Genomic DNA, 22,292 nt, shown 5'->3' with positions numbered 1-22,292 from the left:
GGGAGAGAACGCGTGGACCGCACCGCCGCCGACCCGGCAGCCGAGACCGCCGCGCCCGAAGCGGAGCGTGTGCCTACGATTGCATCCGATCTTGGGGTGACCGACGTCACCCCCGGCTCGCTCACCCTGGTCCCGCCGTTCTCCGCGCCCGAGGCGGCGCCCCGGCTGCGCTCCGCCGCCGCCCGGGTGCTGCACGCCAACTGGACCGGCACCTCCACGGTCCCCTCCCGCGGGCTCTACCCCCACCAGTGGTCCTGGGACTCCGCCTTCGTCGCCATCGGCCTGCGCCACCTCTCGCCGCTGCGCGCCCAGATCGAACTGGAGACGCTGCTGGCGGCCCAGTGGGGCGACGGCCGGGTGCCGCACATCGTCTTCAACCCGGAGGTGCCGGCCGGCGCCTACTTCCCCGGCCCCGGCTTCTGGCGCTCCTCCACCGACGGCCGGGGCGCCGGCGCCCCCGAGGCGGTGGAAACCTCCGGGATCGTCCAGCCACCGGTGCACGCGCTCGCCGCGCTCCTGGTCCACCGGGCCGACCCGGGGCTCTCCCGGGCCCGCGGCTTCCTCGCCCGCCTGCGGCCGAAGCTCGCCGCCTGGCACCGCTACCTGCTGGAGCGGCGCGACCTCGGCGGCGCCGGACTCGCCTCGGTGGTCCACCCCTGGGAACAGGGCATGGACAACAGCCCCTGCTGGGACGCGCCGCTCGCCCGCGTCACCCCGGCCCCGGCCCGCTCCTTCCGCCGCGCCGACCTCGACCACGGCACGGTGAGCGACCGCCCGACCGACCTGGACTACGGCCGGTACGTCCGGCTCGCGGTCCGCTACCGGGACGGCGGCTACGCGGACCGGGCCCCGGGCGGCGCGGACGGGCCGGAGTTCGCGGTGGAGGACCCCGCCTTCAACGCCCTGCTGATCGCCTCCGAACAGGCCCTCGCCGAGATCTCCGCCGAACTGGGCGAGCCGGAGCCCGAGCGGCTGGCCCGCGCCGGACGGCTGACCGAGGTGCTGGTGGAACGGCTCTGGGACCCCGAAGCGGGTCTCTTCCTCTGCCGCGACCTGCCGGCCGGCCCCGGGGGCGAGGGCGCGCCCGTCCCCGAGCGGGCCGTCGGCGGGCTGCTCCCGCTGCTGCTGCCGGGCCTGCCGCCGCAGGTGGTGGACGCCCTGGTGCACACCGCGTGCGGTCCCCACTTCGGCCTCGGCGGCCCGGTGGAACTGGTCCCCAGCTACGACCTGCTCGGCCCCGTCTTCGACCCGCGCCGCTACTGGCGGGGCCCGGCCTGGTTCAACACCAACTGGCTGCTGGAGCGGGGCCTGCGGCTCCACGGTGAACGCGGCCTGGCCGCCGGGCTGCGGGCGGCGCTGGTGGAGACCGCCGCCGCCTCCGGCTTCGCCGAGTACGTCGACCCGTACACCAAGGAGAGCTGCGGGACGCGGGACTTCAGCTGGACGGCGGCGCTCTGCGTGGACCTGCTGAGCGAGGAGCCGGCGGGCGAACCGGCCGCGGTGGTGCGGACGGCTGCGGGGCGCGCGGGGCGGTGGGCGGACCGGCGGACGGCCGGGGTCCGCGTCTGAGACTTGTCGGCACGGGGTCAAGGGAGGGCCATGCCATGAACGGGCGAGACCATCATCTGCTGGTGCACGGGGGCGCGTTCGCCGCGCTCGGGGACGAGGGGGAGGCGGTGGTGGCCGGCCGGGGGGCCGTGCCGAAGGGGCTGTTCGTGCGGGACGCGCGGCATCTCAGCCGGTGGCAGCTGGCGCTGGACGGGGCCGCGCCGGACGTGCTGGTCCCGGCCTCCGGCGAGGAGACGCTGCGGTGCGTGCTGGCGCCCCGGTCGGGGCCGGGCGAGCCGCCCGCGTACACCGTCTTCCGGGAGCAGGCGCTGAGCGACGGGTGTCTCGTCGACCGGCTGCGGGTGGTGCGGAACACCCCGGCGGCGGCGCCGCTGCGGATCGCGCTCACCGTCGACGCGGACTTCGCCGACCTCTTCGAGCTGCGCTCCGACCACCGCACCTACGTCAAGGCCGCGCTCCAGCGGAGCCGTGAACTCCTGGACGACGGCGTGGAGTTCGGCTACCGGCGGGGCGGCTGGCTGGCCCGTACGCGGATCACCGCCACGCCCGCCCCCGAGGCGGTGGAGGAGACCGGGACCGGGGCCCGGCGGCTGGTCTGGACGCTCGACCCGGACGCGGCCGGGGAGGCGGTGCTGACCGTGCGGGTGCGGGCGTTGCCCGGTGACGCCCCGGCGCCCCGGACGCCCCCGGCCACCGTGGCGGACGCGGTGGCCCGGCGGGCGCGGAGCGTCGAGGAGTACCGCGCGGGCGTCAGGCTCCCCGCCTCCGAGCCGGCTCTCGCGGCCGCCGCCGACCGGGGCCTGACCGAACTGGCGCTGCTCCAGGTGGAGGCGGCCGGGCCGGAGGGCGAGGCGCTGCTCGTGCCGGGCGCCGGTGTCCCCTGGTACGCGGCGCTCTTCGGCCGCGACGCCCTGCTGGCCTCGCTCTTCGTACTGCCGTACCGCGCGGCCCCGGCGGCGGCCACCCTGCTGGCGCTGGCCGCGACCCAGGCCCCGGACGACCCGGACGCGGCCGACCCGGCGGCCCGGCCCGGCCGGATCGTCCACGAGGTGCGCCACGGCGAACTGGCCCACTTCGGCCAGGTCCCCTACGGGCGGTACTACGGCTCGGTCGACGCCACCCCGCTCTTCCTGGTGCTGCTCGGCGCGTACACCGAGCAGACCGGACAGGCGGCGCTCGCGCGGCGGCTGGAGCCGCACGCCCGGGCGGCGGTCGGCTGGATGCTGGACCACGGCGGGCTCGCCACCAGCGGCTATCTGCTGCACCGGGCCGACGAGGGCGGCCACGCCCACCACCACTGGAAGGACTCCCCCGGCGCCCTGTGCCGCGCCGACGGCTCCCGCCCGGTGGGCGCGGTCACCTCGGCGGGCGCCCAGGGGTACGCGTACGACGCGCTGCGCCGCGTCGCCCAACTGGCCCGTACCGTCTGGGCGGACCTGCCCTACGCCGACCTCTGCGACCAGGCCGCCGCCGATCTGCGGGACCGCTTCCAGCGCGACTTCTGGCTGGAGCCGCAGGGCTTCCCCGCGCTCGCCCTCGACGCCGACGGCCGCCCGCTCGACGCGCTCGCCTCGGACGCCGGGCACCTGCTCTGGTCCGGGCTGCTCGACAAGGAGTACGGGGAGGTGGTCGGGCGCCGCCTGCTGGAGCCGGACTTCTTCTCCGGCTGGGGCGTACGCACCCTGGCCGCCGGCCAGCCCGCCTACCACCCGCTCGGCTACCACCGGGGCGCCGTCTGGCCGCACGACAACGCGCTGGCCGCGCTGGGGCTGGCCCGGTACGGGCTGCACGACGAGGCCCGGCGGGTGGCGGCGGCCTTCGCCGAGGCCGCCGCGCTGACCGGCGGCGGCCTGCCCTCGGTGGCCGCCGGGTACGACCGGGCCGACTCCCCCGCCCCGGTCCCGCACCCGTACGCCAGTGTCCGGGAGTCCCGGGTGGCGGCGACCCCGCTGGCCCTGCTGACGGCGGTCGGCGGGGTCTGAGCCGGGGGTGCGTCAGGCGGCGGCGGGGGCGGGAGCCTTCGCCGCCTTCCTGCGGGCCAGCAGGCCGACGGCGACCGTGATGAGGGTGCAGCACAGTCCGAGGCCGAACCAGACCACGGGCGCGCTGCCGGTGACGGCGAGCGCCACGCCGATCGAGGGCCCGGCGAAGTTGCCCACCCCCATCATGGAGTTGGCCAGCGCGTTGGCCCGGGTCAGCTCCCGGTCGGGGACCAGGGAGATCAGCCACGGGTGGAACGAGCAGGAGTAGGCGCACTCCCCGAGGGCGAAGAGCACGGCGTAGACCAGCAGCCCGGTGAGGCGGAAGCCGTACGGCAGGAAGGCCATCGCCCCGGCCACCGCGTAGCCGACGGTCCACAGGCCCACCGCGATCCGCAGGCCGTCGGTCTCCGGGCGGCCCTCCAGGAGGCGGGTCACCAGGCGCTGGGTGCAGACGATCACCAGGACGTTGACGGCGAGCAGGATGGAGACCACGAACAGGCCCATCTGCATGAGCCGTTCGGAGACCAGCGGCGCGGTCGCCTCGAACTGGCTGAAGCCGAAGAGGAAGACGGCGAGCTGGACGGCGGCGGCCGGCATGGCCAGCCGGACCAGCGCCGCCATCGGCAGCAGCGGCCCGTCCTCCCCTCCCCCGGCCTTCTCCTTCTCCTCGTCGGCGGCCCGGGCGTGCCGCCCCGCGATCAGCATGGCGAGGGTGAGCGGCAGGATGCCCACCGCGTTGGCGACGAAGAAGTACGGGATGACGCCGCGCGGCAGCACCAGCGTCAGCGCGCCGGCCACCAGGGAGCCGGCGGCAAGGGTGGCGTTGAGCACCGCGTAGCGGCGGGCGAAGACCTTGCGGCGTTCCTCGGCGGTGACCAGGGAGTTGACCAGCGGCACGATCGCGGCGAGGAAGCCGCCCTGGCCGCAGCCGATGGCCACGCCCGCCACCAGCGCCAGGGCGTGCGAGGAGACGAACGGCATCGTCAGGTAGCCGACGAACCACAGCAGGGTGCCGAGCACGCCGAGGGTGACCCGGGGCAGCCGTAGCACACCGCCGGTCAGCAGGAGGGCGACGGCGAGGTTGGCGACGCCGGCCGCGCCGTAGAAGAGCGCGACGCCGCCGGTGCCGACCCCGGGCTGGGCGGCGAGGTGGATCGCGGTGTACGGGAAGACGAGGCCGAGGCAGAAGGAGGACAGGCCGTGGGTGACGATCAGCCGGTCGACCGGGCGGAAGCGGCCGAGCAGGCTCATCGGCCGGGCTCCCCGGTGAGCGGGACGACCTCGCTGGTGACCTCCGGCAGTGCCCGGGCCAGGACCTCGGCGCACCCGGCCTCGTCGGCGGCCTCGGCGATGAGCACCGCGAGCCGGGGTATCGGCTGGCGCGGCGGGAGGAGCAGCGTGTCGCCGGGGGCCACCAGGGTGGCGGCGTGGGCCACGCCGGGCAGTTCGGCGGCCCGGCCGACCGAGACGGCCGCGACCCGCCCGTCGTGCGGCGGGTAGACGAACCGGACCTCGGTGGTGAGGGCGCGGGTGGGGGTGAGGTCGGGCCGCTCCCGGAGGGCGACGGCGGCGGCCGCCCGGACCAGGTCGACGCCGGTGGCGAGCTGTCCCGCGTACGGGATGAGGTCGCCGCCGAGCCGTCCGTTGAGTTCGACCAGGCGCGGGCCGCGGGAGGTGAGGCGGACCTCGGCGTGGGTGACGCCCGCCTCCACGCCGAGGGCGGTGTGGGCGGCGGTGACCAGGGCGCGGACCTCATCGGCCCACGGCTCGGTGCCGTCCCAGCCCTTGACGAGGTGGCCGGTCTCCTCGAAGTGCGGGGCGTAGCCGAGGCGTTTGGCGGCCACCTGGACACAGCTCACCTCGCCGTCCAGGACGGCGCTGTCGACGCTGATCTCGGGGCCGTCGAGGAACTCCTCGACGAGGATACCGTGGCCGTTCGGCAGGGTGGCGTACCCGGCGCCGCCCGCCAGCTCGAAGGCGGCGGCGACCGCCTCCGGCTCCTCGACGCGGACCACGCCGACGCTGCCGGCGAGGGCGCGGGGTTTGACGACGACGGGGAAGCCCAGGCGGGCGGCGATCTCCTCGGCCTCCCGGGCGGTGTGGGCGAGGCCGTGGCGGACGGCGGGCAGCCCCGCCTCGTCCAGCAGGCGGCGGGTGAGGTACTTGTCCCGGCAGCGCTGGGCGGAGCGGGCGCTCATGTGGTGCAGGCCGAGCCGGCCCGCCGCCTCCGCGGTGACCTCCAGGACGGTCTCGTCCCAGGTGAGCACCGCGGAGCCGTCGTCGGCCAGCTCCTTCAGGGCGCCGGTGACGGCGTCCGGGTCGGTGAGGTCGGCGGTGCGCCAGTCCTGGAGGTGGGGCTGTTGCCAGGTGGGGTCCGTCGGCAGCAGGGCCGAGAGCCGGTACCGTCCGGCCAGGGACCGGAAGGCGTAGTCGCGGTAGGGCTGTCCGCCACTTCCGACCAGGATGATGTGGGCTTGCTGCACGGCGTTCCCCTCCAGGGTTCCGGGCGCTGTCAGGGCGGTCGGGTCAGACTGCGGGCTCGCGCAGCGGGCGCAGCGCCTCGGCGAACCGGGCGATCTCGTCGAGCATCCCGCCGGCGGCCTCGGCCATGCCCTCGGTGCCCTGGAAGGTGCCTTCCTCGGCGATGTGGGTGCCGATGAAGTGGATCGCCACGGACTCGGTGACCGGCATCATCTTCAGCGTGGTGACGACCTGCTTGGTCATCTGCGCGGCCCGGAGGCCGGCGGAGGTGTTGCCGTAGCTGACGATGCCGACCGGCTTGTACTGCCACTCGAAGTAGAGGTAGTCGATGGCGTTCTTCAGGGCGGCGTTGATGCCGTAGTTGTACTCGGGGGCGACGAAGACGAAGGCGTCGGCGGCGTCGACCGAGGCGCTCCAGTCCTTGGTGTGCTGGTGGGTGTAGTTCCGCTCCGCGGGGTGGTGCGGCTCGTCCAGCAGGGGCAGCCCGACCTCGGCCAGGTCGACGACGTGGACGTCGAACCCGCCGTGCTTCTCGGCGATGCCGGTGAACCAGTCGGCGACGGCCGGGCCGGTGCGGCCGGGGCGGGTGGAGGCTATGACGACGTGCAGGCGGGGCATGGGCGGGACTCCTTGTTCCGGTGGTGCGGGGTGGACGGCGGGGCGCGGTGGCGCCCCGCCGGGGGTGAGCGGGGCGAGGATCAGGCGCCGGGGACCCAGCCGTAGCTGTGGTCGATGGAGAACCGGACGACGAGGCGCCCGTCCTCGACCATGACCGTGCGGTACTCGTCCCAGTCGGGGTGCTCCCCCTGGACGGCGCGGTAGACGTCGACCAGTTCCTCGACGGCCTCGTCGTCGGGGGCGGCGGCCACGTCGGAGAGGGTGGCGGTGCCCTCGAAGACCGCGTACGCGCCGCCGTTGGCGGTGGTGACGTGGAGGCTGATCCGGGGGTCGCGGCGCAGGTTGCGGACCTTGGCGCGGCCGTCGGTGGTGGAGAAGCGGATGACGCCCTTCTCCGGGTCGTAGGTGAAGTCGACGTTGGACAGCTGCGGGCGGCCGTCCTTCTTCAGGGTGACCAGCACACCCCGGCTGATGTCGTCCAGGAGGGAGAGGGTGCGGTCGCGGGCGTCGTCGTTCTGGGGCACGTGCGGTCCTTCGGTCGGTCGTCTGTGCGGTGGGTCTGACCCGTCGATTGTGGGGGAGGTCACTCCGCCGTGAGCTCCCACATCTGAAACTCGATCACCATCGTGTCCACTTCTCGCCCTTGACTTCTGAAGAGCGTGAGCTTCTGTCCCGATTCGGCCGCCAGGGCACGCAGCAGTTCGACGTTGCCGATGCTGCTGAAGCCGAGGAGGACGCGTCCGCCGGGGTTCAGCCGGGCCGGGGCCTCGCGCAGGAAGCGGCGGTGCGCGTCGTACCCGGGGTCGAAGAAGGCGTGGTGCAGGTCGGTCTCGTTGACGAAACCCTCGGGCGGCTCGGCGAAGTTGGAGTTCCAGTAGATGAGGTCGAAGCGCTCCTCGGGCCCGAGCGCCGAGAACAGGTCACTCCTGAGCACCCGTACGCGGTCCCCGGCGCCGTGGCGGGCGGCGTTGCGGCGGGTGTTCTCGACGGCCTCCTCGCTCAGGTCCAGGGCGGTCACCGAGGCGCAGCCCTCCTGGGCCGCGACCACGGCGGTGACCCCGGTGCCCGAGCCGATCTCCAGGAAGGAGCCCCCGTCGGGGAACGGCAGCCAGGTGGTGAACAGGCCGGTGACCGGGGTGTAGGTCGGGCTGAACACCCCGTCCAGCAGCTCCCATTCGCGGTCCAGGAGGGTGAACTCGCCGGGGCGCCCGGTGTCACCGGTGTGCCGCCGCAGCAGGTCGCTGGCGCGGTCGAATCCCGTGCTGTCCCGCATGGTCAGGCTCCTTCGGGGGCGGTCTCGACCAGGGCGAGCACCCGGCTGGGGCTGCCGGAGCCGCCGACGATGGGCAGCGGCCCCGCGATGAGGACCGCGCCGGTGGGCGGCAGCTGGGCGAGGTTCCGCAGCTGGGTCAGGCCGTACTTGCCGGCGCCGTGGAAGTACCAGTGGCAGGGGTACGGCCGGTCGGGGAACTCGCCGGCGAGTCCGGCGTCGGTGCCGACGGTCTCCACGCCGATCCCGGCCAGCGGGGTCTCCTCGGCGAGCCAGCGCGCGCAGTCGGGGGCGACGCCCGGGGTGTGGCGGCCGTTGTGGAAGGCGGCCGGGTCGTCCTGGCGCTCGGCCCAGCCGCTCCGGTAGAGGAGCCAGCCGCCCTCGGGCAGCGCGCCGTGGCGCTCCTGCCACGCCTCGACGTGCTCGCGGCGCATCAGGAAGTCGGGATCGTCGGCGGCCTCGGCGGTGAGGTCGATGACGGCGGCGGGGCCGACCAGGCGCTCGGCCGGGACCTGGGAGACGTCCTGGCCGTCCTTGCCGGAGAGCCAGTGCACGGGCGCGTCGAAGTGGGTGCCGGTGTGCTCGGAGAGCCGGATGTTGTTCCAGTAGACGGTGGGGCCGGCCGCGTCGTAGTGGCTGATCACCTCGCGGCCGAAGGGCCAGGGCTGGCCGCGTTCGGGCGGCAGGTCGATGATCGGGGTCTCCTCGCTGAGCGGGGAGGTCAGGTCGACGACGCGGACGCCGCCGGTGCGCACCGCCGTCACCAGGTCGGTCAGCAGGCTCATGCGGCACCGCCCGTCCGGGCCGGGACCGGGGTGCACCACTCGGGGTGCTTGCCGAGGCCGCGGACCGCGTCGTCGTAGTGGTTCTGCAGGGCGCGGGTCAGCGGGCCCGGGGTGCCGTCGCCGACGGGGAGCCGGTCGACGCTGGTGACCGGCAGCAGCTCGGACATGGTGCCGCAGAGGAAGACCTCGTCGGCCACGTACAGCTCGGTGCGGTCGACGGGGCGGTGCTGGAGGGTCAGGCCGAGCTGCTCGTCGGCGAGGCGCGCGACGGTGTCGACGGTGATGCCCTCCAGGACGCCGCTGGTGCCGGGCGGGGTGATCAGCCGGCCGTCGCGGACGACCACCACGCAGGAGCCGGGGGCCTCGGCGAGGGTGCCCTGCTGGTTGAGGAGGAGCGCCGTGTCGTAGCCGTTGCGCAGCGCCTCGTGCTGGGCGAGGCGGCTGTTGTGGTAGTTGGCGCCGGTCTTGATGCGCGGGGGCATCGTGTCGTCGCCGATGCGGCGCCAGGAGGAGATCGTCGCGGCCACCCCGCTGCCGTGCGCGGCGGAGCGCGGCACCGGCGTGGAGGTGATGTGGACGCCCGTCTCGGTGGTGCGCCCCATCGGGTCGAAGGTGGAGCCCAGACCGAAGTAGGCGACCACGCAGACGTGGGCGTCGGCCTCGAAGTCGTTGGCGAGGACCAGGTCCATGCAGGCCCGGGTCAGCTCCTCGTCGGTGTACTCGATCTCCATGTGCAGGCTCTTCATCGAGCGGCGCAGCCGGTCCAGGTGGTCCTGGACGCGGAAGACCTGGCGCTGCCCGTCCTCGTCCCGGTAGACCCGCAGCCCCTCGAAGACGTTGGCGCCCCAGAACGCCCCCTGGCTGCGCGCGTGCAGAACACACTGGTCCCAGGGGACGACTCCACCGTTGAGCCATGCGTACGGGGGTGGTTGGGTGGTCATGCCTGGGTTCCTCTCAGCAGGGGGGCGGCCACGCGGGCGGCGTCGCCTTCCGGAGTGGTGCCGTCGTCGGCCGGGACGCTGGCTCCGGCGGCGGTGTGGAGTGCGGCGGCGAAGCTCTCGCCGCGGGTGGAGCGGGCGGCGAGGTGGCCGTCGGGCCGGACCAGCCACCACACCGGGGTGGTGGCGGCGTACCCGGCGGGCAGGCCCTCGGGGCCGGTGCGGACGAGGGTGACGTCCTCGGGCAGGCCGTCGGCCGGGACGCCGGCGGGGAGCACCGCGACGAGGCCGGCCGGGACGGCCCACGGGTGCGAGCGGGCCTCGGCGGCGAGCCGGGCGGCGCCGGCCGCGTCGGGGGCGATCAGCAGCCCGGTGAAGCCGCGGCCGAAGAGGCGGCGCAGCCGGTCGGGGGCGCCCTCGCCGGTGAGCGCCGCGTCCGGTGCGAAGGCGCCGAGCAGCGGGTGGGCCTCGGCCCCCGGGATGAGCGGCGACTCGCGGTAGACGTACGGCTCCGCCATGCGGCCGCTGTTGACCCGCCGCTCGGCCGAGGGCAGGACCTTGGAGAGGCGCAGCAGGACGGACCGGGCCCAGCGGCGCAGGGGGTGCGGGGGCACCATGAAGCGGATGGTGGCCTCGGTGACCCGGAGGTTCTCGCGCGCCGCGGCGTACCGCTCGGTGTGGTAGCTCTCCAGCAGTTCCTCGTCGGCCAGGCCCCGCTCGATCTGGGCGAGTTTCCAGGCGAGGTTGTCGGCGTCCTGGATGCCGCTGTTCATGCCGCGCGAGCCGTACGGCGGCAGGGCGTGGGCGGCGTCGCCCGCGAAGAGCACCCGGCCCACCCGGAGCCGGGCGACGACGCGCTGGTGGAAGCGGTAGGTGCTGACCCAGTCGATCTCGTAGGGGATGTCGCCGATGACGGCGCGCACCCGGGCGTCGAAGCGGCCGTCGGCGCGTTCGGCCTCGATGTCGGCGTCGGGCGGGAGCTGCCAGTCGATGCGCCAGATGTCGTCCGGCTGCGGGTGCATGACCAGCTGGCGGCCCGGGTTGAACGACGGGTTGTAGTGGAAGTGCCGTTCCTTGGCGAGCGGCAGTTCGGCCTTGATGTCGGTGATGAGGAACCGGTCCTTGTGGGTGTACCCGGTCCACTCCACCCCCAGCAGTTCGCGCAGGGTGCTGCGGACGCCGTCGCAGGCGACCAGGTGCCGGAAGCGCAGGACCTGTTCGGCGCCGGAGGTCCTGGCGGTGAGCGTGACCCCGGCGGCGTCCTGGGCGACGTCCTCGACCTGGTGGTCCCAGCGCAGGTCGATGAGGGGTTCGGCGGCGGCGCGTTCGGCCAGGACCTGTTCGATGCGGTACTGGGAGATGTTGACGAACGGGCCGTAGCCGAGCGGCTTGGGATGGGTGACCGCGCGGATCTCCTCGTTCGCCACGTAGGTCCGCGCGACGCGCCAGGTCACGCCCTCGGCGTCGACGGGGTCGGCGCACCCCGCCTTGTCGAGGATCTCCAGGACGTCGCCCTGGATGAGGCAGGCTTTGGAACCCTGCTTGACCAGGGAGGGTTTGGCGTCCAGCACGATGCTGGCCACGCCGAGGCCGGCGAGTCTGAGGGCGGCGACCAGGCCGACGGGCCCGGCTCCGACGATCCCCACGGGTGCGTCCACTGCGGTCATCGTGTCCTCACGGTCCGGTCGGCCGCGGGCGCGGCGTGGTGGAAGACGGGTATGTCGCGCACCGAGTCGAGGTACGGGGTGCCCTCGGTGTAGCCGGTGCCGGTGGCCTCGCCGAGCATCCGCACGGCGAGCCGGTAGTGGGTGCCGCGCCAGCGCTGGAGCGCCTGGGCGAAGCCGGTCATGGCCGACTCGACCGCCGCGGCCGCCTCCGCGTCGAGGGCGCCGGACTCCCGGGCCTCGCGGTAGGCGTCGTCGAGGTTGGGGTGTCCCCCGGCGAGGCGGGCGTGGATCTCGGGCACCGAGTGGAAGGCGGGCGACTCGGCCCGCTCCTTGTCGGGGGTGCGGCAGAGCGCCTCGACCAGCTTGTAGCCGCGGGACTGGATGGCGCTGGCGCCCTCGGTGAACTCGCGGAACGTGCGGAACGAGCCGATCTGCATGGTGGCGAGCATGGAGAAGAGCGGCGCGGACTCGCGCAGCGCCTCCTCGGCGCCCCGGATGAAGTGGACGGCCTCCTCGGCGCGGCGCCCGGCGAGTGCCTCGATGGCGGCGCGCAGGTCCATGGCGAGCAGCACGAACGTCGTCTCGAAGGACTGCAGGACGCGCAGGAAGAGGTACTCGTCGTGGGAGACGTAGACCGGCAGGACGCTCAGCTGGACCGCGCGCCGTTCGGCCACCGACATGTCGGCGCGGACCAGGGTGCGGACCTGGCGGGCCCGGTCGATGTGGCCGGTGGCGGTGACGCCCCGGTCCAGGGCCATCCGGCCGAGGGCGGGCAGGACCGCGCGCAGTCCGTGCTTGCAGCGCTTGACGACGAGATCCTCGCCGGGGCGCATCTCCGGCAGCCGTACGCTCAGCCCGTCCAGCGCGGCCAGTTCGAAGTCGAGCGCGTCGGCGACGAGCTGGGCGATGAGCCGGTCGCAGCGGGGCCGGGCGAAGGGCGCGGTGGAGACCGGGTCGTCGGCGCTGGGCAGTTCCAGGACGGGCAGCGCCAGGTAGGTCGGGTAGTCGTAGCGGCCGTCCGGCTTGTCCAGCGCGGTGTCGAGGAAGGACGCCAGGGCGCGTATCTCCGGCCAGGGGCCGTGCACGGCCGGCAGCATGTCGCGTACCCGGGTGAGTTCCTGGAGCAGTTCGGCGGGGACGAAGTGCTTGCCGACGCGGTGGTACTCGCGGACGACGGCGTCGTAGGGAAATCTTCCGGGGTCCGGTTCGCGGGCCCAGGAGGCGAGTTCGGCTGTGAACATGATTCCTGCCACGGGTGTGGGTGGGGAGTGTGCTCGGCGGATGGTGCTCGTTTCTCAGCGGGACCTGTACTCACGCAGCGCCTTACAGAGCGAGGCGATGTCGTCGGGGTGGTTGTAGTAGTGGAAGGCGACGCGGACCACGTCGCCCCGGGCGCTCACGGCGACCCCGCGGCGTCCCAGCTCCTCGGCGAGCCGGGCGGGTTCGGGGTCGAGCAGACCGATGTGGGCGCCGCGCCGGGCGGCGGGGATCTCCCGGACGCTCTCGCCCTGGGCGCGCAGCGCGTCGGCGGCGCGGGCGGTGAGTTCCTGGACGTGGGCGCGTACCCGCGCCGGGTCGGTCCGGGCGATCAGCCCGAGCCCGGCGGCGGCGGCGTAGCAGGCGGGGACCGGCGGGGTGCCGGTCTCGTAGCGGCGCGCCGTGCCGGAGAAGTCGAGGAGGCGGGGGTCGAAGGCGAAGGGGTCGCGGCGTCCGAACCAGCCGGTCAGGGCCGGGTCCAGGTCGGCCGCCTCAGGGCGACGCGCGTAGAGGAAAGCCAGGCCGGGGAGGCCGAGCAGGTACTTGGAGGTGCCGGCGACCAGGTAGTCGCAGTCGAGGCGGTGCACGTCGACGGGTTCGACTCCGGCCGCCTGGTACGCGTCGACGAAGACCTCGGCGCCGCGGGCGTGGGCGATTTCGGCGATCTCGGCGACCGGCATCCGCAGGGCGTCCTGGTAGGCCGTCATGGGGACCGAGACCAGCCGGGTGGTGGTGTCGACGGCCGCCGCGTACTCCTCGGGGTCCTCGGCGAAGACGACCTCGGCGCCCCGGGGCCGCTGGGCGAGCCAGATGTGGGCCAGGGAGGGGAACTCCAGCGGCGTGGTGACCAGGCGGGGCCGGGCGGTCCAGTCGGCGGTGGAGGCGACCTGGTAGGCGCCGACGGAGGCGTTGGGGACCACGGCGATCTGCTCGGGGTCGGCCCCGACCAGGGCGGCGAACCGCTCGCGGGCCTGGGCGGTCCTCTCCTCGAAGAGATGCCAGGGAGCACCGTGCGAGGCCATCGCCTCCAGCATCTCGGCGAGCGCCTCGTCCAGCGCGGTCGAGCGGGGGGCGAGGCCGCAGCCGGCGAGGTGGGTGACGCGCTCCAGCGTGGGGAAGTGGGCCCGGAACTCCTCCGCGCTCAGCGTGCCGGAGGGGCGCGGTCCGGCGGCGAGGGTGCTCACAGTCCCTCCCGTACCGGCTGGTCGCCCATCGGTCCGGTGGCGGTGAGTTCGGTGCGCAGGTGCCACAGCTCGGGGAAGAGCTTGTGCGAGATCAGCTTGGCCAGGATGTCGACCGGGGTGCCCTGGGTGCCGACGGACTGGTGGCCGATGATGCGGGTGATCACCTTGAAGTGCTGGACGCGCCAGATGGAGATCCGGTCGTCCCACTCGATCATCGCCTCGGCGAGGCGGTACTCGGGGGTGTCCTCGCCGGTGCGGTAGACCTCGGCGAGGTCGATGCCCCGGTCGGCGACGAGCTTGTCGAAGGCGGCGCCGATCACCCGGCTGTGGCTGCGGACCGCGCGCCAGCCCGGCGAGTCGGCGCCGGAGCCGTGGCCGAGGATGGTGCGGATGGTCTGGAAGTCCCAGGGGGAGAGACGGCGCATCATCTCCAGCTGCTGGGTGACGAGTTGGCCGCCGAGCGCGGCCCGGCCCAGCAGACGGGTGGCGGCGTCCAGCTCGCCGGCCTCGATACGGCGGGTCGCCTCGGCCACCTCCGCGCAGGCGAGCTTGAGCCACAGCTCGGTCGACTGGTGGACGATCTGGAAGAGCATCTCGTCCCGGTGGACCCACTCCCCGGGCCCGCGCTGGAGGGAGAGCAGCGCGTCGGTCCGCATGTAGCGGGTGTAGTCGTTCTCGCCCTCGCCGTCGAGGATCTGTTCGGCGTAGTCCTTCATCCGGTCACCTCCACGGGTGCGGTGTGCGCGGCGGAGAGCGCGGTGCGGCCGTTTGGCGACGGGCCCGCGGGCGTGCTCCGCAGAATCGGTTCGGCACTGACCCGGAACCGGGTCGCCGTGTGGATCAGCGCCTCGGTCACCTCGGCGCTGGTGCGGCCCCGGAACCGGAACCTCCCGCCGACGTGCTCGTAGTAGGCGTCCGCCTCCGGCAGCACCCCGCCGGGGGCCAGTACCACCTCGGCGTACGGCCCCGGGGTCAGCCCGGTCATCGAGGTGACGTGGGTGATCAGGCAGGGGCGTTCGGCCGGGGCGGGGATCAGCAGCCAGCCGCCGACCTCGCCGGTGGCAGCGGCGTCCGCGGCGGCGGGGGTGCGGCCGAGCTGGAGGTCGAAGGCGGTCCGCATCAGGTCGTGGCCGTGCAGGTCGCGCCAGATGAAGGGGATCTCCGAGCCGCCCACCCGGGCACCGACCTCCAGGAAGGAGCAGTCCGGCCCGGCCTCCCCGGCGGGGCCGATGAAGAGTTCCAGGTGGAAGGGGGTGGGGGCGTCGGTGAGCGCGGCCAGGTAGGCGGTCGCGGCCCGCTCGGCCGCCCGGACCACGGCCGGGTCGTCCACCTCGACGGAGCCGAGGAAGGTGCCCTCGCGGAAGCCCAGGCAGGTGTTGACGTACCGGGAGAGGCGCAGCCGGGTGACGCGGGTGCCGTCGAAGACGCCGTCGGCGTGGTGGATGGGGCGTGCGTCGAAGCTCTGGACCAGCATCGGCTCGGCGAACGGGGCGTCCCCGGGCAGCTCCTCGGGCCCGTCCAGGACCCGAACGCCCGCGCTGGAGCTGCCGATACGGGGTTTGAGCACGACGGGCCATCCCTCGCGGCCGGCGAACTCCCGTACATCTGAAGGGCGTTCGGCCGCAGCGAAGGCGGGTACCGGCAGCCCGGCGGCGGCGACCGCGCGGCACATCAGGTACTTGTCCCGGAACCGCACCAGGTCCTCGGGGCGTGGCCCCGGCAGCTCCCACTCGGTCCGCAGCTCGGCGCCGGTCAGCAGGTCGTCCTCCTTGAGGGCGACCAGGGCGCGCGGGGCGCCGTGGCGTGCGGCGAGCCGGGCGACGGCGGCGCGGACGGCGGGCAGGTCGTCGGTGGCGGCGACCACCTCGGTCCCGGCGGCCGTGGCCGGCACGGAGCCGAGCCCCACGTCGGTCGAGACGTAGGTGACGCGGTGGGTGGCGTGGTCGAGGTAGCCGGCGTAGTCGGCGTACCGCTCCCGCCATCGGTTGATGACGACTATGTGGGGGCGGTCTTCCTCGTCGGGGGCGTGCTCGGACATCAGCGGTCCCTTCAGGGCGGCCGGCCGTGCCTGCGGGGGCGCGGCCCGGCGGCCGGGTGCGTGACGAAGGAGGGCAGGGCTGCCCTGGAGTGCGACGGTGCGACGGTGCGGCGATGCGGAAGAGCTCGCGGGAAGGGTGCGGCGGCCGGTCAGTCGGCGGTGAAGACGCAGCTGCTGCGCGTGCCCGGGTTGGAGAAGGAGATGACGGCGCCGTGGCCGGGCCGGAGCGCGCGGACGAAGCCTCCGGCGTAGCCCTCGCCGTCGACGAAGACGCCCCAGTTGGCGGCCCACTCCTCGGTGCGCCCGGTGACCGCGTCCACCACGGGTTCGGGGGCGGGGCGGACCCGCCGCTGGACGACGGCGTCGCCGCCCGCGGCCCGTTCCAGCGCCTCGGCCCAGCTCGCGTCGTCCGTCTCGTGGCCGATGACGGTGCCGACGCCGCCGTAGCCGACACCGGGCTTGAGGACCAGTTCCTCGCGTTCGGCGCGACAGCGCGCGAGGAGACCGGCGCGGTCACCGGCGTACTGCCGGCCCTCGTCGAGCAGCCGCGTCCAGGGCACGGCCCGGTCGACGGTGGCGCGTTCGGCCTCGGTCAGCTCGGCCCGGACGGCGGGGTCGTGGAGGAGGGCGAGGCTGCCCTTGCTGGCGTAGACCCCGCTGTCCAGGGGCAGGAAGAGCGCGGTGCGTCCCTCGCGGTCGGCACGGATGAGCGTGTCGAGGACCTGCTGGCCGGCCGGGTCGTCGAGCAGCTCACCGGCGACGAAGTAGCGCAGGATGACGTCGAGGGGGGTGCCCCGGAGGGTGATCTTGCCGTTCCGCTCGGCCAGTTCGTGGATCTCGCCGAGGAGCAGGGTGATGCCCTCGGCCGCCATGGCCTCGCGGACCGCGGTGAAGACGTGCTCGTGGGCGGCGAGGCCGCCGGTGCTCTCGATCAGGGCGACGACCGGCTCGCCGCCGGTGACGGGTTCGGCCGCGCGGCGCAGGGCGGCGGCCACCCGGGGCGTCGTGTCGAGGTGCCGCAGGCCGTGCTCCTCGGCGAAGGCGGCGAACTCGGGGACGCGGAGCCAGGCCCGGTTCTGCTGGGCGGTGTCGGTGCCGCCCAGTTCACTGCCGGCGTTGAGTTCCAGCAGGTGGAAGCGGGTGCCGTCGTGGTAGGCGTCGGCCCGGGCGTGCAGGACGGGCGGCTGCACCGAGCCCCGGCACATCAGCTCGGCGAGCCGGTCGTCCATGCCGATGGCCGCGCAGTAGGCGCGCAGGTCCCCGCCGTAGAGGCGGGCCGGCAGCGAGGTCATGAGGGTGAAGAGGGAACGGAGGTCGTCGGCGAACTCCTCGGTCTCCGTCCGGTCGGCGAAGAGCGGGCGGTCCAGGAGCACCTGGCCGAACGACTGGGAGTAGACGGCCGGAAGGCTGAGTTTCCGCGCGGCATTCCGCAACGGCGATTCCGCCTCGGCGCACCGGTCGACATAGCGTCTGGTGACAGCGTTGATCACGAACATCCCCCTGAGCGCACTGCAACCTTTCGCCCGGGGGGTCTCCCCGGACGAGGGCGCGTCCTTTACGCAGAACGCAGGTGATGCCGGAAGCCCCTTTAGCAGTCCTCCAGCAAGACCAAGCGGAAGCTATAGCGCACCTCAGCCACGCGTCAACCGCGCATATGCCCGCGGGGATATCGTTCGGGAGCCTGACAAACTCCACAGCTACGCAGGTCACAGCGGTGCGACCGAACGGACATGGATACGCGCGGGAGTATTTGCACTTTGGCCATTTCGCACACTGGACAACGGCCGCACGAGAGGGGAAACCCCTCCCCGCACGCGGATGATCTCCCGGCGGAAAGACCGCGCACCGCCCCGGCTTCTCATCATTCCAGGTCGGAACGCACACACGAACGGAAGACAAGACTCCTCTTGCAGTAATGCGTCAGGCATCCTCCGCAGAACGAGCCAGTCTGGAAATCTTCCGTCCCCGTGACCGGAGAGCGGCGGTACGTTACTCCCGAATCCGGCGCAATCCCTGGATACCCCCCGCGCCCTCAGGCCCCGTCCGGCAGCAGGGTGCCGAGCGGGCCGAGATCGAGGTTGAGATCCTCGCGGCGCAGGCCGTGCTGGGCGCAGAGCTCGTCCATCCGCCGGTCGAGCATCATCAAGGTGGTGCCGATGGCCTCCTCCTGCCCGTCGTCGAGGTCGCCGAGGTCGAGCCTGCGCAGCGCCTGGCGCTCCATCAGCTGGCGGAGGAGTTCGACCACGGTCAGCACCAGCGCGGCCAGGTCCCGCCCGGCCTGCTGTGGGTCGATGTCGACCCGGGTCCCGGTCACAGCGGCCCCCCGTCGGCCCAGGGCGCGGGCACGCGTTCGCTGACCGAGGCGAGCAGGGCGTGCAGCGAGAGCCGGATCAGCGGCACGTCGGCGATGGCGATCACCAGGTCGCCGCTGATCACCACGCCGGTGGCCAGCACCCGGTCGAGCAGGTCGACCAGCGGCACCCCGACCGGCGCCTGGACGTGCTCCCAGTCGACCACCTCACGCGGGGGCGCCGTCACGGCCGACCCCTTCCGTCAGGGCGACCGAAGCGAAGGAGTACGGCACCCAGGGCCCGGACGCCTCGACGGCGAAGCCGCTCAGCCGGGGGTCCTGCCGCAGGGTGTCGAGGGCGGCGCTCAGCAGCCGTTCGTCGTCCTGGGGCACCAGGTACGCCCCGTTCATCACCTGCGGCCGGTCCCGCCCGGTCAGCTCCACCCCGTGCAGGGGCCTGCGTACGGAGGCGACGGCGACGGTGCGGACCACCCGGTCGACCAGGTCGACGGCGTCCAGCGCGCTCTCCTGCCGCCGTTCGCGGGTGGCTCGGCGGTCGCGGACCCGCGCCAGGTACTCCCGGCCGGTGGCGGGCTCGTCGGGCGCGGACGCCGCCGGGGGGTCCGCGTCCGCGTCCGCGTCCGGCTCCAGGAGCGGCACGGCGGTGTCGCGGTGCACCTTCACCGCCCACTCGACGTGCCCGGTGACCCGGTGCAGGGCCTCGCTCAGCCGCTCGGCGTGCTCCTCCAGGACGACCTTGGTGCGCACGTCGTTGGCGTAGAGGGTGGCGAGCGGCAGCGGCACGGTGGCGGCGCCGGCCGCGGCGGCGCTGACCACCCGGTGGTGGGTGCGGGCGCACCGCTCCAGGTCGAGGCGGTCGGTGAACCGCTGCCGCAGCGCCTCCTCGGTGAACTCGGCGGCCGGCACGTCCTGCACGACGGCGGTCAGCGAACCGAGCGGCAGCAGCCGCACCGGCCCGCCGCCGTCATGGCCGGGGCTGTGGATCTCGGGACCGCCGGTCCGGCGGACGGCGTAGACGTACGTCGCGTAGGTCATGCGGAGGCCGTCCTCTCGTTCGGGGGCCTGGTGGTCCGTTCTGCCGCGCCGTCCTCCTCGCCGTCGCCCGGGTCCAGTTCCCTGAGGCGGCCGCGGAGGAAGGCGTTCTCCTCCATGAGGGCGTCCCGTTTGGCGCGGGAGGAGAGGGCCGGGTCGGTCTCCCACCAGTCGATGCCCGCCTTCCTCGCGGTGTCGACCGAGGAGACGAACAACCTCAGGCGGATGGTGAGCAGTTCGATGTCGAGCAGGTCGATCTTGATGTCGCCGGCGATGACGATGCCCTTGTCCAGGACGCGTTCGAGGATGTCGGCGAGGTTGCCCGAGGAGGGACCGTTGTGCGGCAGCACGTCGGTCTGCTCCCAGCTCTGCAGCCCGGCCGCGCCGCCATTCACCGCCTCTCCTCCTCGTCGTCCTCGTCGTCCTCGTCGTCCTCGTCGTCCTCGTCGTCCTCGTCGTCCTCGTCGTCCTCGTCGTCGTAGCCGTCCTCGTCGTCGTACTCCCCGTCCTCGTCCTCGTCGTACCCGTCCTCGTACTCCTCCTCGGACTCCTCGTCCTCCCGCGCCTCCTCGTCGGTGCGGACCACCTCGCCGTCGCGGATCTCGCCGCGCCAGCCCTCGATCTCCGGGTCCGGGCCGAGGGTGACGTGGCGGGCGAAGTGCTTGAGGTCCAGGCGCAGCCGGCGGCCCTGGGCGCGCCAGAGGTTGCCGGTCTTCTCGAAGAAGCCCGCCGGGTAGTACTCGACGATGGCCACGACGCGGGTGAGGTGCGGCGCCAGTTCGTGGAAGGTGACGGCGCCGGCGGTGCTGGCCTTGTCCCCCTCCGAGGTCCAGACGATCCGGTCGTCGGGGACCTGTTCCTGGATGGTGGCGGTCCAGCTGCGCTCCGAGAGGAAGACCTTGGCCTTCCAGTCGGTCTCTTCGTCCTCGTTCTGGGTGACCGACTTGACGCCCTTCATGAACGAGCTGAAGTCCTCGAACTGCGTCCAGTGGTCGTAGACCGTCCGCAGCGGCACCGGGATGTCGATCGACTCGACGATGTTGGTGACCTTGGTGTCGCCGGTGGAGCCGGTGCCGCCGCCGAACGCCTCCTTGACCTTGCCGACGGCCTTGTCCTTGACGTCCTTGGCCTTCTCGGCTGCCATCGCCTTGACCGGGGACTCGCCCTCCATGATGCGCTTGCCGGCCTCGCCGGCCGGTCCGTCCACGGAGTCGGTGAGCCGCCCGGTCAGTTCGGTGACCTTCTCACCCGCCTTGTCGGCGAGGCTCTGGGCACGGGCGCTCAGGTGCGACCTTGCCTCCTCCTTGAGCCGGTCGAACGCCGAACCCTGCTCGTCGTCCTTCTTCGCGGCCATCTGCCGTCACCCCTCTCGTCCGGGGCGACGGACGCTCTTCGCCGGCGGCTTCTTCGCGGCGGACTTCTTGGCCGGTGCCTTCTTGGCCGCCTTCTTCGCCGGCGGCTCGTCCGCCGCCTTCCTGCCCGGGGCCTTCTTCCCGGACGGCTCCTTCTCCGGGGGCGGCTTCCTGGCCGCCTTCTTGGCCGGGCTGTCCTCCCCGGGCCTCCGCGCGGCGGACTTCTTCGCCGGAGGCGACTTCTTGCTGGGCGCGGACTTCTTGGCGGGCGGCGACTTCTTGGCGGCGGGGCTGCGACGGCGGGGAGCGGGCTCGGGTTCGGGCTCCTCCTCGTCCTCCTCGCCCTCGTACGCCTCGCCGAAGTCGTCGTCCTCCTCGGCGTACTCGTCCTCCGGCTCGTCCTCCGGCTCGTCCTCCCACTCCTCGTACTCGGTGTCGTCGTCCTCGTCCTCCTCCGAGCGCGGGGAGCTGAGCAGGGAGGTGCGTTCGCGGAGGGTGTCGGCGAGCGAGTCGAAGCGCCGGTCGGCCGCCGCGGTGAGGGCGCTGCGGCCCGCCGTCAGCAGGTCGCCGCGGACCTGGTCGCTGATCGCGTTGAACTGCGGGGTCTCGCGGAGCCGGCTGACTCCCTCGGTCACCAGCTCCTGCGGACTGAGCTTGAACCGGCGTCCGGCCAGATAGGTGCCGACGGTCAGGGCCAGCTTGGCCTTACGGGTGCGGCCGAGGGCGTACCCGGCGGCGACCGCGGTGGCGAGGGCCACCTTGTTCGTGTCGTTCATCAGTGACTTCCCGGGGGTGGGGGTGCGGGGTGGGTGGGAACCGGGCCCGGTGGGCGGCCCTCCAAGAGGTCCAGCAGGCGCTCCTCCTCCAGCTCGAAGCGCTCCTGGTCGATCTCGCCCTCATCCAGCGCGCGGTTGAGCGCGGCCAGGCGGGCGCGGAGCACGGCCGGGTCGGCGGTCTCGCGCCCAGCCGTCTCCTCCAGCCGGTCGGCGATCCAGGCGACGCCGCGTGCGGGGACGAGCGGCAGAGTGAGCAGTCCGGTGAGGAGCCCCATCTCAGACCGCCGCCCTGTGCGGCGCCGGGGAGGTAGGTGCCTCGGCGGGGACGAAGCTGTAGCAGGGCAGCGGGCCGGTGAGCAGCAGTTCGGCCCGGCCGGCCAGGGCGGCGGCGAGGCGGTCGGCCTCGGCGCGGAAGGCCGCCTCGGCCTCCCGGTCCAGCAGCAGCGACACGTTGAGGACGCACCCCTCGACCTGAGGGCCGTCGCACCACCGGTCCGCGAGCGGGACCAGGCTCCGGCGGACCCGTTCGGCGGCGAACCTGGCCCGCCGCTCCAGCGCGTCCGACACCGCCTGGCCGAGCCGCACACTCGCCTCGTACCCGGGGCGGCGCAGGCCACGGTCGCGCATCGCCCGCAACCCCGTTTCCTCGGCGAGGAGTTGGGCGAGGGCGGCCTCGCCCTGCGGGGGCAGCGCCTTGACGTTCATCTCGACGCGGCCGGCGACCCGCTCCAGCGCCCGTTCGTAGGCGGAGCGGCGGGTGGCCAACTGGTCGAGCAGCACGGCCTCGTCGGGCAGCACCACCCCGAACCTCATCGGCAGCACCGGCCCGTCGGCGGCGAGCGCCACCAGCAGCTCCTGGTGGGCGGTGAGATCGCGGCGCCGGGCACGCAGCCCGGCCGGGGCGCCGCCGACCACCGCCGCCGGCGCCTCGGGCCCGGTGGTGAGCAGGCGCACGGGTCCGGCGCCGACACCGGCGCGGCCGGCCGGGACCGGGTGGCCGGGTGCGACGACTCCGTAGACGTACAGGCTCAT

General features: G+C 73.8%; 23 protein-coding genes. 2 read left to right on the top strand and 21 right to left on the bottom strand.

Going from position 1 to position 22,292, the window contains the following annotated elements:
• Nucleotides 1–12 precede the first annotated feature (12 nt).
• Nucleotides 13–1,569, top strand: coding sequence for an MGH1-like glycoside hydrolase domain-containing protein (locus IF45_RS0108165; RefSeq protein WP_026234997.1), 1,557 nt, complete (start codon nucleotides 13–15; stop codon nucleotides 1,567–1,569).
• Nucleotides 1,570–1,604: 35 nt separating this feature from the next.
• Nucleotides 1,605–3,551 carry an amylo-alpha-1,6-glucosidase gene (locus IF45_RS0108160; protein ID WP_030306501.1) on the top strand — a complete coding sequence of 649 codons (1,947 nt, stop codon included), beginning with the start codon at nucleotides 1,605–1,607 and terminating at the stop codon, nucleotides 3,549–3,551.
• Between the two features lie 12 nt (nucleotides 3,552–3,563).
• On the opposite strand, the gene IF45_RS0108155 is transcribed toward IF45_RS0108160, so the two are convergent.
• From IF45_RS0108155 to IF45_RS0108055, 21 genes are all read right to left on the bottom strand, one after another.
• The gene (locus IF45_RS0108155; protein WP_030306499.1) at nucleotides 3,564–4,802 is read right to left on the bottom strand and encodes an MFS transporter; all 1,239 of its coding nucleotides are present in this window, start codon (nucleotides 4,800–4,802) and stop codon (nucleotides 3,564–3,566) included.
• Nucleotides 4,799–6,034, bottom strand: a complete 1,236-nt coding sequence (locus IF45_RS0108150) for an ATP-grasp domain-containing protein (RefSeq protein ID WP_030306497.1) — start codon at nucleotides 6,032–6,034, stop codon at nucleotides 4,799–4,801. The genes IF45_RS0108155 and IF45_RS0108150 overlap by 4 nt, the downstream gene beginning before the upstream one ends.
• Before the next feature lie 43 nt (nucleotides 6,035–6,077).
• Entirely contained in the window at nucleotides 6,078–6,650 is a 573-nt protein-coding gene (locus IF45_RS0108145; RefSeq protein WP_030306495.1) for an NADPH-dependent FMN reductase, read from the bottom strand.
• A gap of 80 nt (nucleotides 6,651–6,730) precedes the next feature.
• Entirely contained in the window at nucleotides 6,731–7,174 is a 444-nt protein-coding gene (locus tag IF45_RS0108140; protein WP_030306492.1) for a PPOX class F420-dependent oxidoreductase, read from the bottom strand.
• A gap of 59 nt (nucleotides 7,175–7,233) precedes the next feature.
• Entirely contained in the window at nucleotides 7,234–7,923 is a 690-nt protein-coding gene (locus IF45_RS0108135) for a methyltransferase domain-containing protein (protein ID WP_003947933.1), read from the bottom strand.
• 2 nt (nucleotides 7,924–7,925) lie between these two features.
• On the bottom strand, nucleotides 7,926–8,705 hold the full coding sequence (locus IF45_RS0108130; RefSeq protein WP_026234998.1) for a cyclase family protein: 780 nt from the start codon (nucleotides 8,703–8,705) through the stop codon (nucleotides 7,926–7,928).
• Entirely contained in the window at nucleotides 8,702–9,646 is a 945-nt protein-coding gene (gene ilvE / locus IF45_RS0108125; protein ID WP_030306491.1) for a branched-chain-amino-acid transaminase, read from the bottom strand. Before ilvE ends, IF45_RS0108130 begins: the two co-directional genes overlap by 4 nt.
• Complete coding sequence (locus tag IF45_RS0108120) at nucleotides 9,643–11,310, bottom strand: FAD-dependent monooxygenase (protein WP_078842849.1); 1,668 nt, start codon at nucleotides 11,308–11,310, stop codon at nucleotides 9,643–9,645. The genes ilvE and IF45_RS0108120 overlap by 4 nt, the downstream gene beginning before the upstream one ends.
• Nucleotides 11,307–12,551: a tryptophan 2,3-dioxygenase gene (locus tag IF45_RS0108115; RefSeq protein ID WP_008405632.1), complete on the bottom strand. Its 1,245-nt coding sequence runs from the start codon at nucleotides 12,549–12,551 to the stop codon at nucleotides 11,307–11,309. Before IF45_RS0108115 ends, IF45_RS0108120 begins: the two co-directional genes overlap by 4 nt.
• A 54-nt stretch (nucleotides 12,552–12,605) precedes the next feature.
• Nucleotides 12,606–13,751 carry an aminotransferase class V-fold PLP-dependent enzyme gene (locus IF45_RS0108110; RefSeq protein ID WP_030306489.1) on the bottom strand — a complete coding sequence of 382 codons (1,146 nt, stop codon included), beginning with the start codon at nucleotides 13,749–13,751 and terminating at the stop codon, nucleotides 12,606–12,608.
• On the bottom strand, nucleotides 13,748–14,467 hold the full coding sequence (locus IF45_RS0108105; RefSeq protein ID WP_008405635.1) for a tryptophan 2,3-dioxygenase family protein: 720 nt from the start codon (nucleotides 14,465–14,467) through the stop codon (nucleotides 13,748–13,750). The genes IF45_RS0108110 and IF45_RS0108105 overlap by 4 nt, the downstream gene beginning before the upstream one ends.
• A complete protein-coding gene (locus IF45_RS0108100; protein ID WP_030306488.1) occupies nucleotides 14,464–15,789 on the bottom strand; it encodes an ATP-grasp domain-containing protein in 1,326 nt (441 codons plus the stop codon). Before IF45_RS0108100 ends, IF45_RS0108105 begins: the two co-directional genes overlap by 4 nt.
• 149 nt (nucleotides 15,790–15,938) lie before the next feature.
• Nucleotides 15,939–17,285, bottom strand: coding sequence for a hypothetical protein (locus tag IF45_RS0108095; protein WP_226660312.1), 1,347 nt, complete (start codon nucleotides 17,283–17,285; stop codon nucleotides 15,939–15,941).
• A 536-nt stretch (nucleotides 17,286–17,821) separates the two neighbouring features.
• Nucleotides 17,822–18,103, bottom strand: a complete 282-nt coding sequence (locus IF45_RS0108090; RefSeq protein ID WP_030306486.1) for a gas vesicle protein K — start codon at nucleotides 18,101–18,103, stop codon at nucleotides 17,822–17,824.
• Nucleotides 18,100–18,327: a gas vesicle protein gene (locus IF45_RS0108085; protein WP_003947943.1), complete on the bottom strand. Its 228-nt coding sequence runs from the start codon at nucleotides 18,325–18,327 to the stop codon at nucleotides 18,100–18,102. Before IF45_RS0108085 ends, IF45_RS0108090 begins: the two co-directional genes overlap by 4 nt.
• Nucleotides 18,308–19,135 carry a GvpL/GvpF family gas vesicle protein gene (locus tag IF45_RS0108080; protein WP_030306484.1) on the bottom strand — a complete coding sequence of 276 codons (828 nt, stop codon included), beginning with the start codon at nucleotides 19,133–19,135 and terminating at the stop codon, nucleotides 18,308–18,310. The genes IF45_RS0108085 and IF45_RS0108080 overlap by 20 nt, the downstream gene beginning before the upstream one ends.
• Nucleotides 19,132–19,506, bottom strand: a complete 375-nt coding sequence (locus tag IF45_RS0108075; RefSeq protein WP_107048037.1) for a gas vesicle protein — start codon at nucleotides 19,504–19,506, stop codon at nucleotides 19,132–19,134. The genes IF45_RS0108080 and IF45_RS0108075 overlap by 4 nt, the downstream gene beginning before the upstream one ends.
• Nucleotides 19,507–19,523: 17 nt before the next feature.
• The gene (locus IF45_RS0108070) at nucleotides 19,524–20,486 is read right to left on the bottom strand and encodes an SRPBCC family protein (protein WP_030306480.1); all 963 of its coding nucleotides are present in this window, start codon (nucleotides 20,484–20,486) and stop codon (nucleotides 19,524–19,526) included.
• 6 nt (nucleotides 20,487–20,492) lie between these two features.
• On the bottom strand, nucleotides 20,493–21,260 hold the full coding sequence (locus IF45_RS0108065) for a hypothetical protein (protein WP_030306478.1): 768 nt from the start codon (nucleotides 21,258–21,260) through the stop codon (nucleotides 20,493–20,495).
• A complete protein-coding gene (locus IF45_RS0108060) occupies nucleotides 21,260–21,535 on the bottom strand; it encodes a gas vesicle protein GvpG (protein ID WP_030306477.1) in 276 nt (91 codons plus the stop codon). The genes IF45_RS0108065 and IF45_RS0108060 overlap by 1 nt, the downstream gene beginning before the upstream one ends.
• A 1-nt stretch (nucleotide 21,536) precedes the next feature.
• Entirely contained in the window at nucleotides 21,537–22,292 is a 756-nt protein-coding gene (locus tag IF45_RS0108055; protein WP_030306476.1) for a GvpL/GvpF family gas vesicle protein, read from the bottom strand.

It is taken from the genome of Streptomyces albidoflavus (assembly GCF_000719955.1).
Taxonomy (GTDB): Bacteria; Actinomycetota; Actinomycetes; order Streptomycetales; family Streptomycetaceae; genus Streptomyces; species Streptomyces albidoflavus.
The sequence above is the reverse complement of the archived record's forward strand: the minus strand, read 5'-3'. Positions and strand labels throughout refer to the sequence as shown.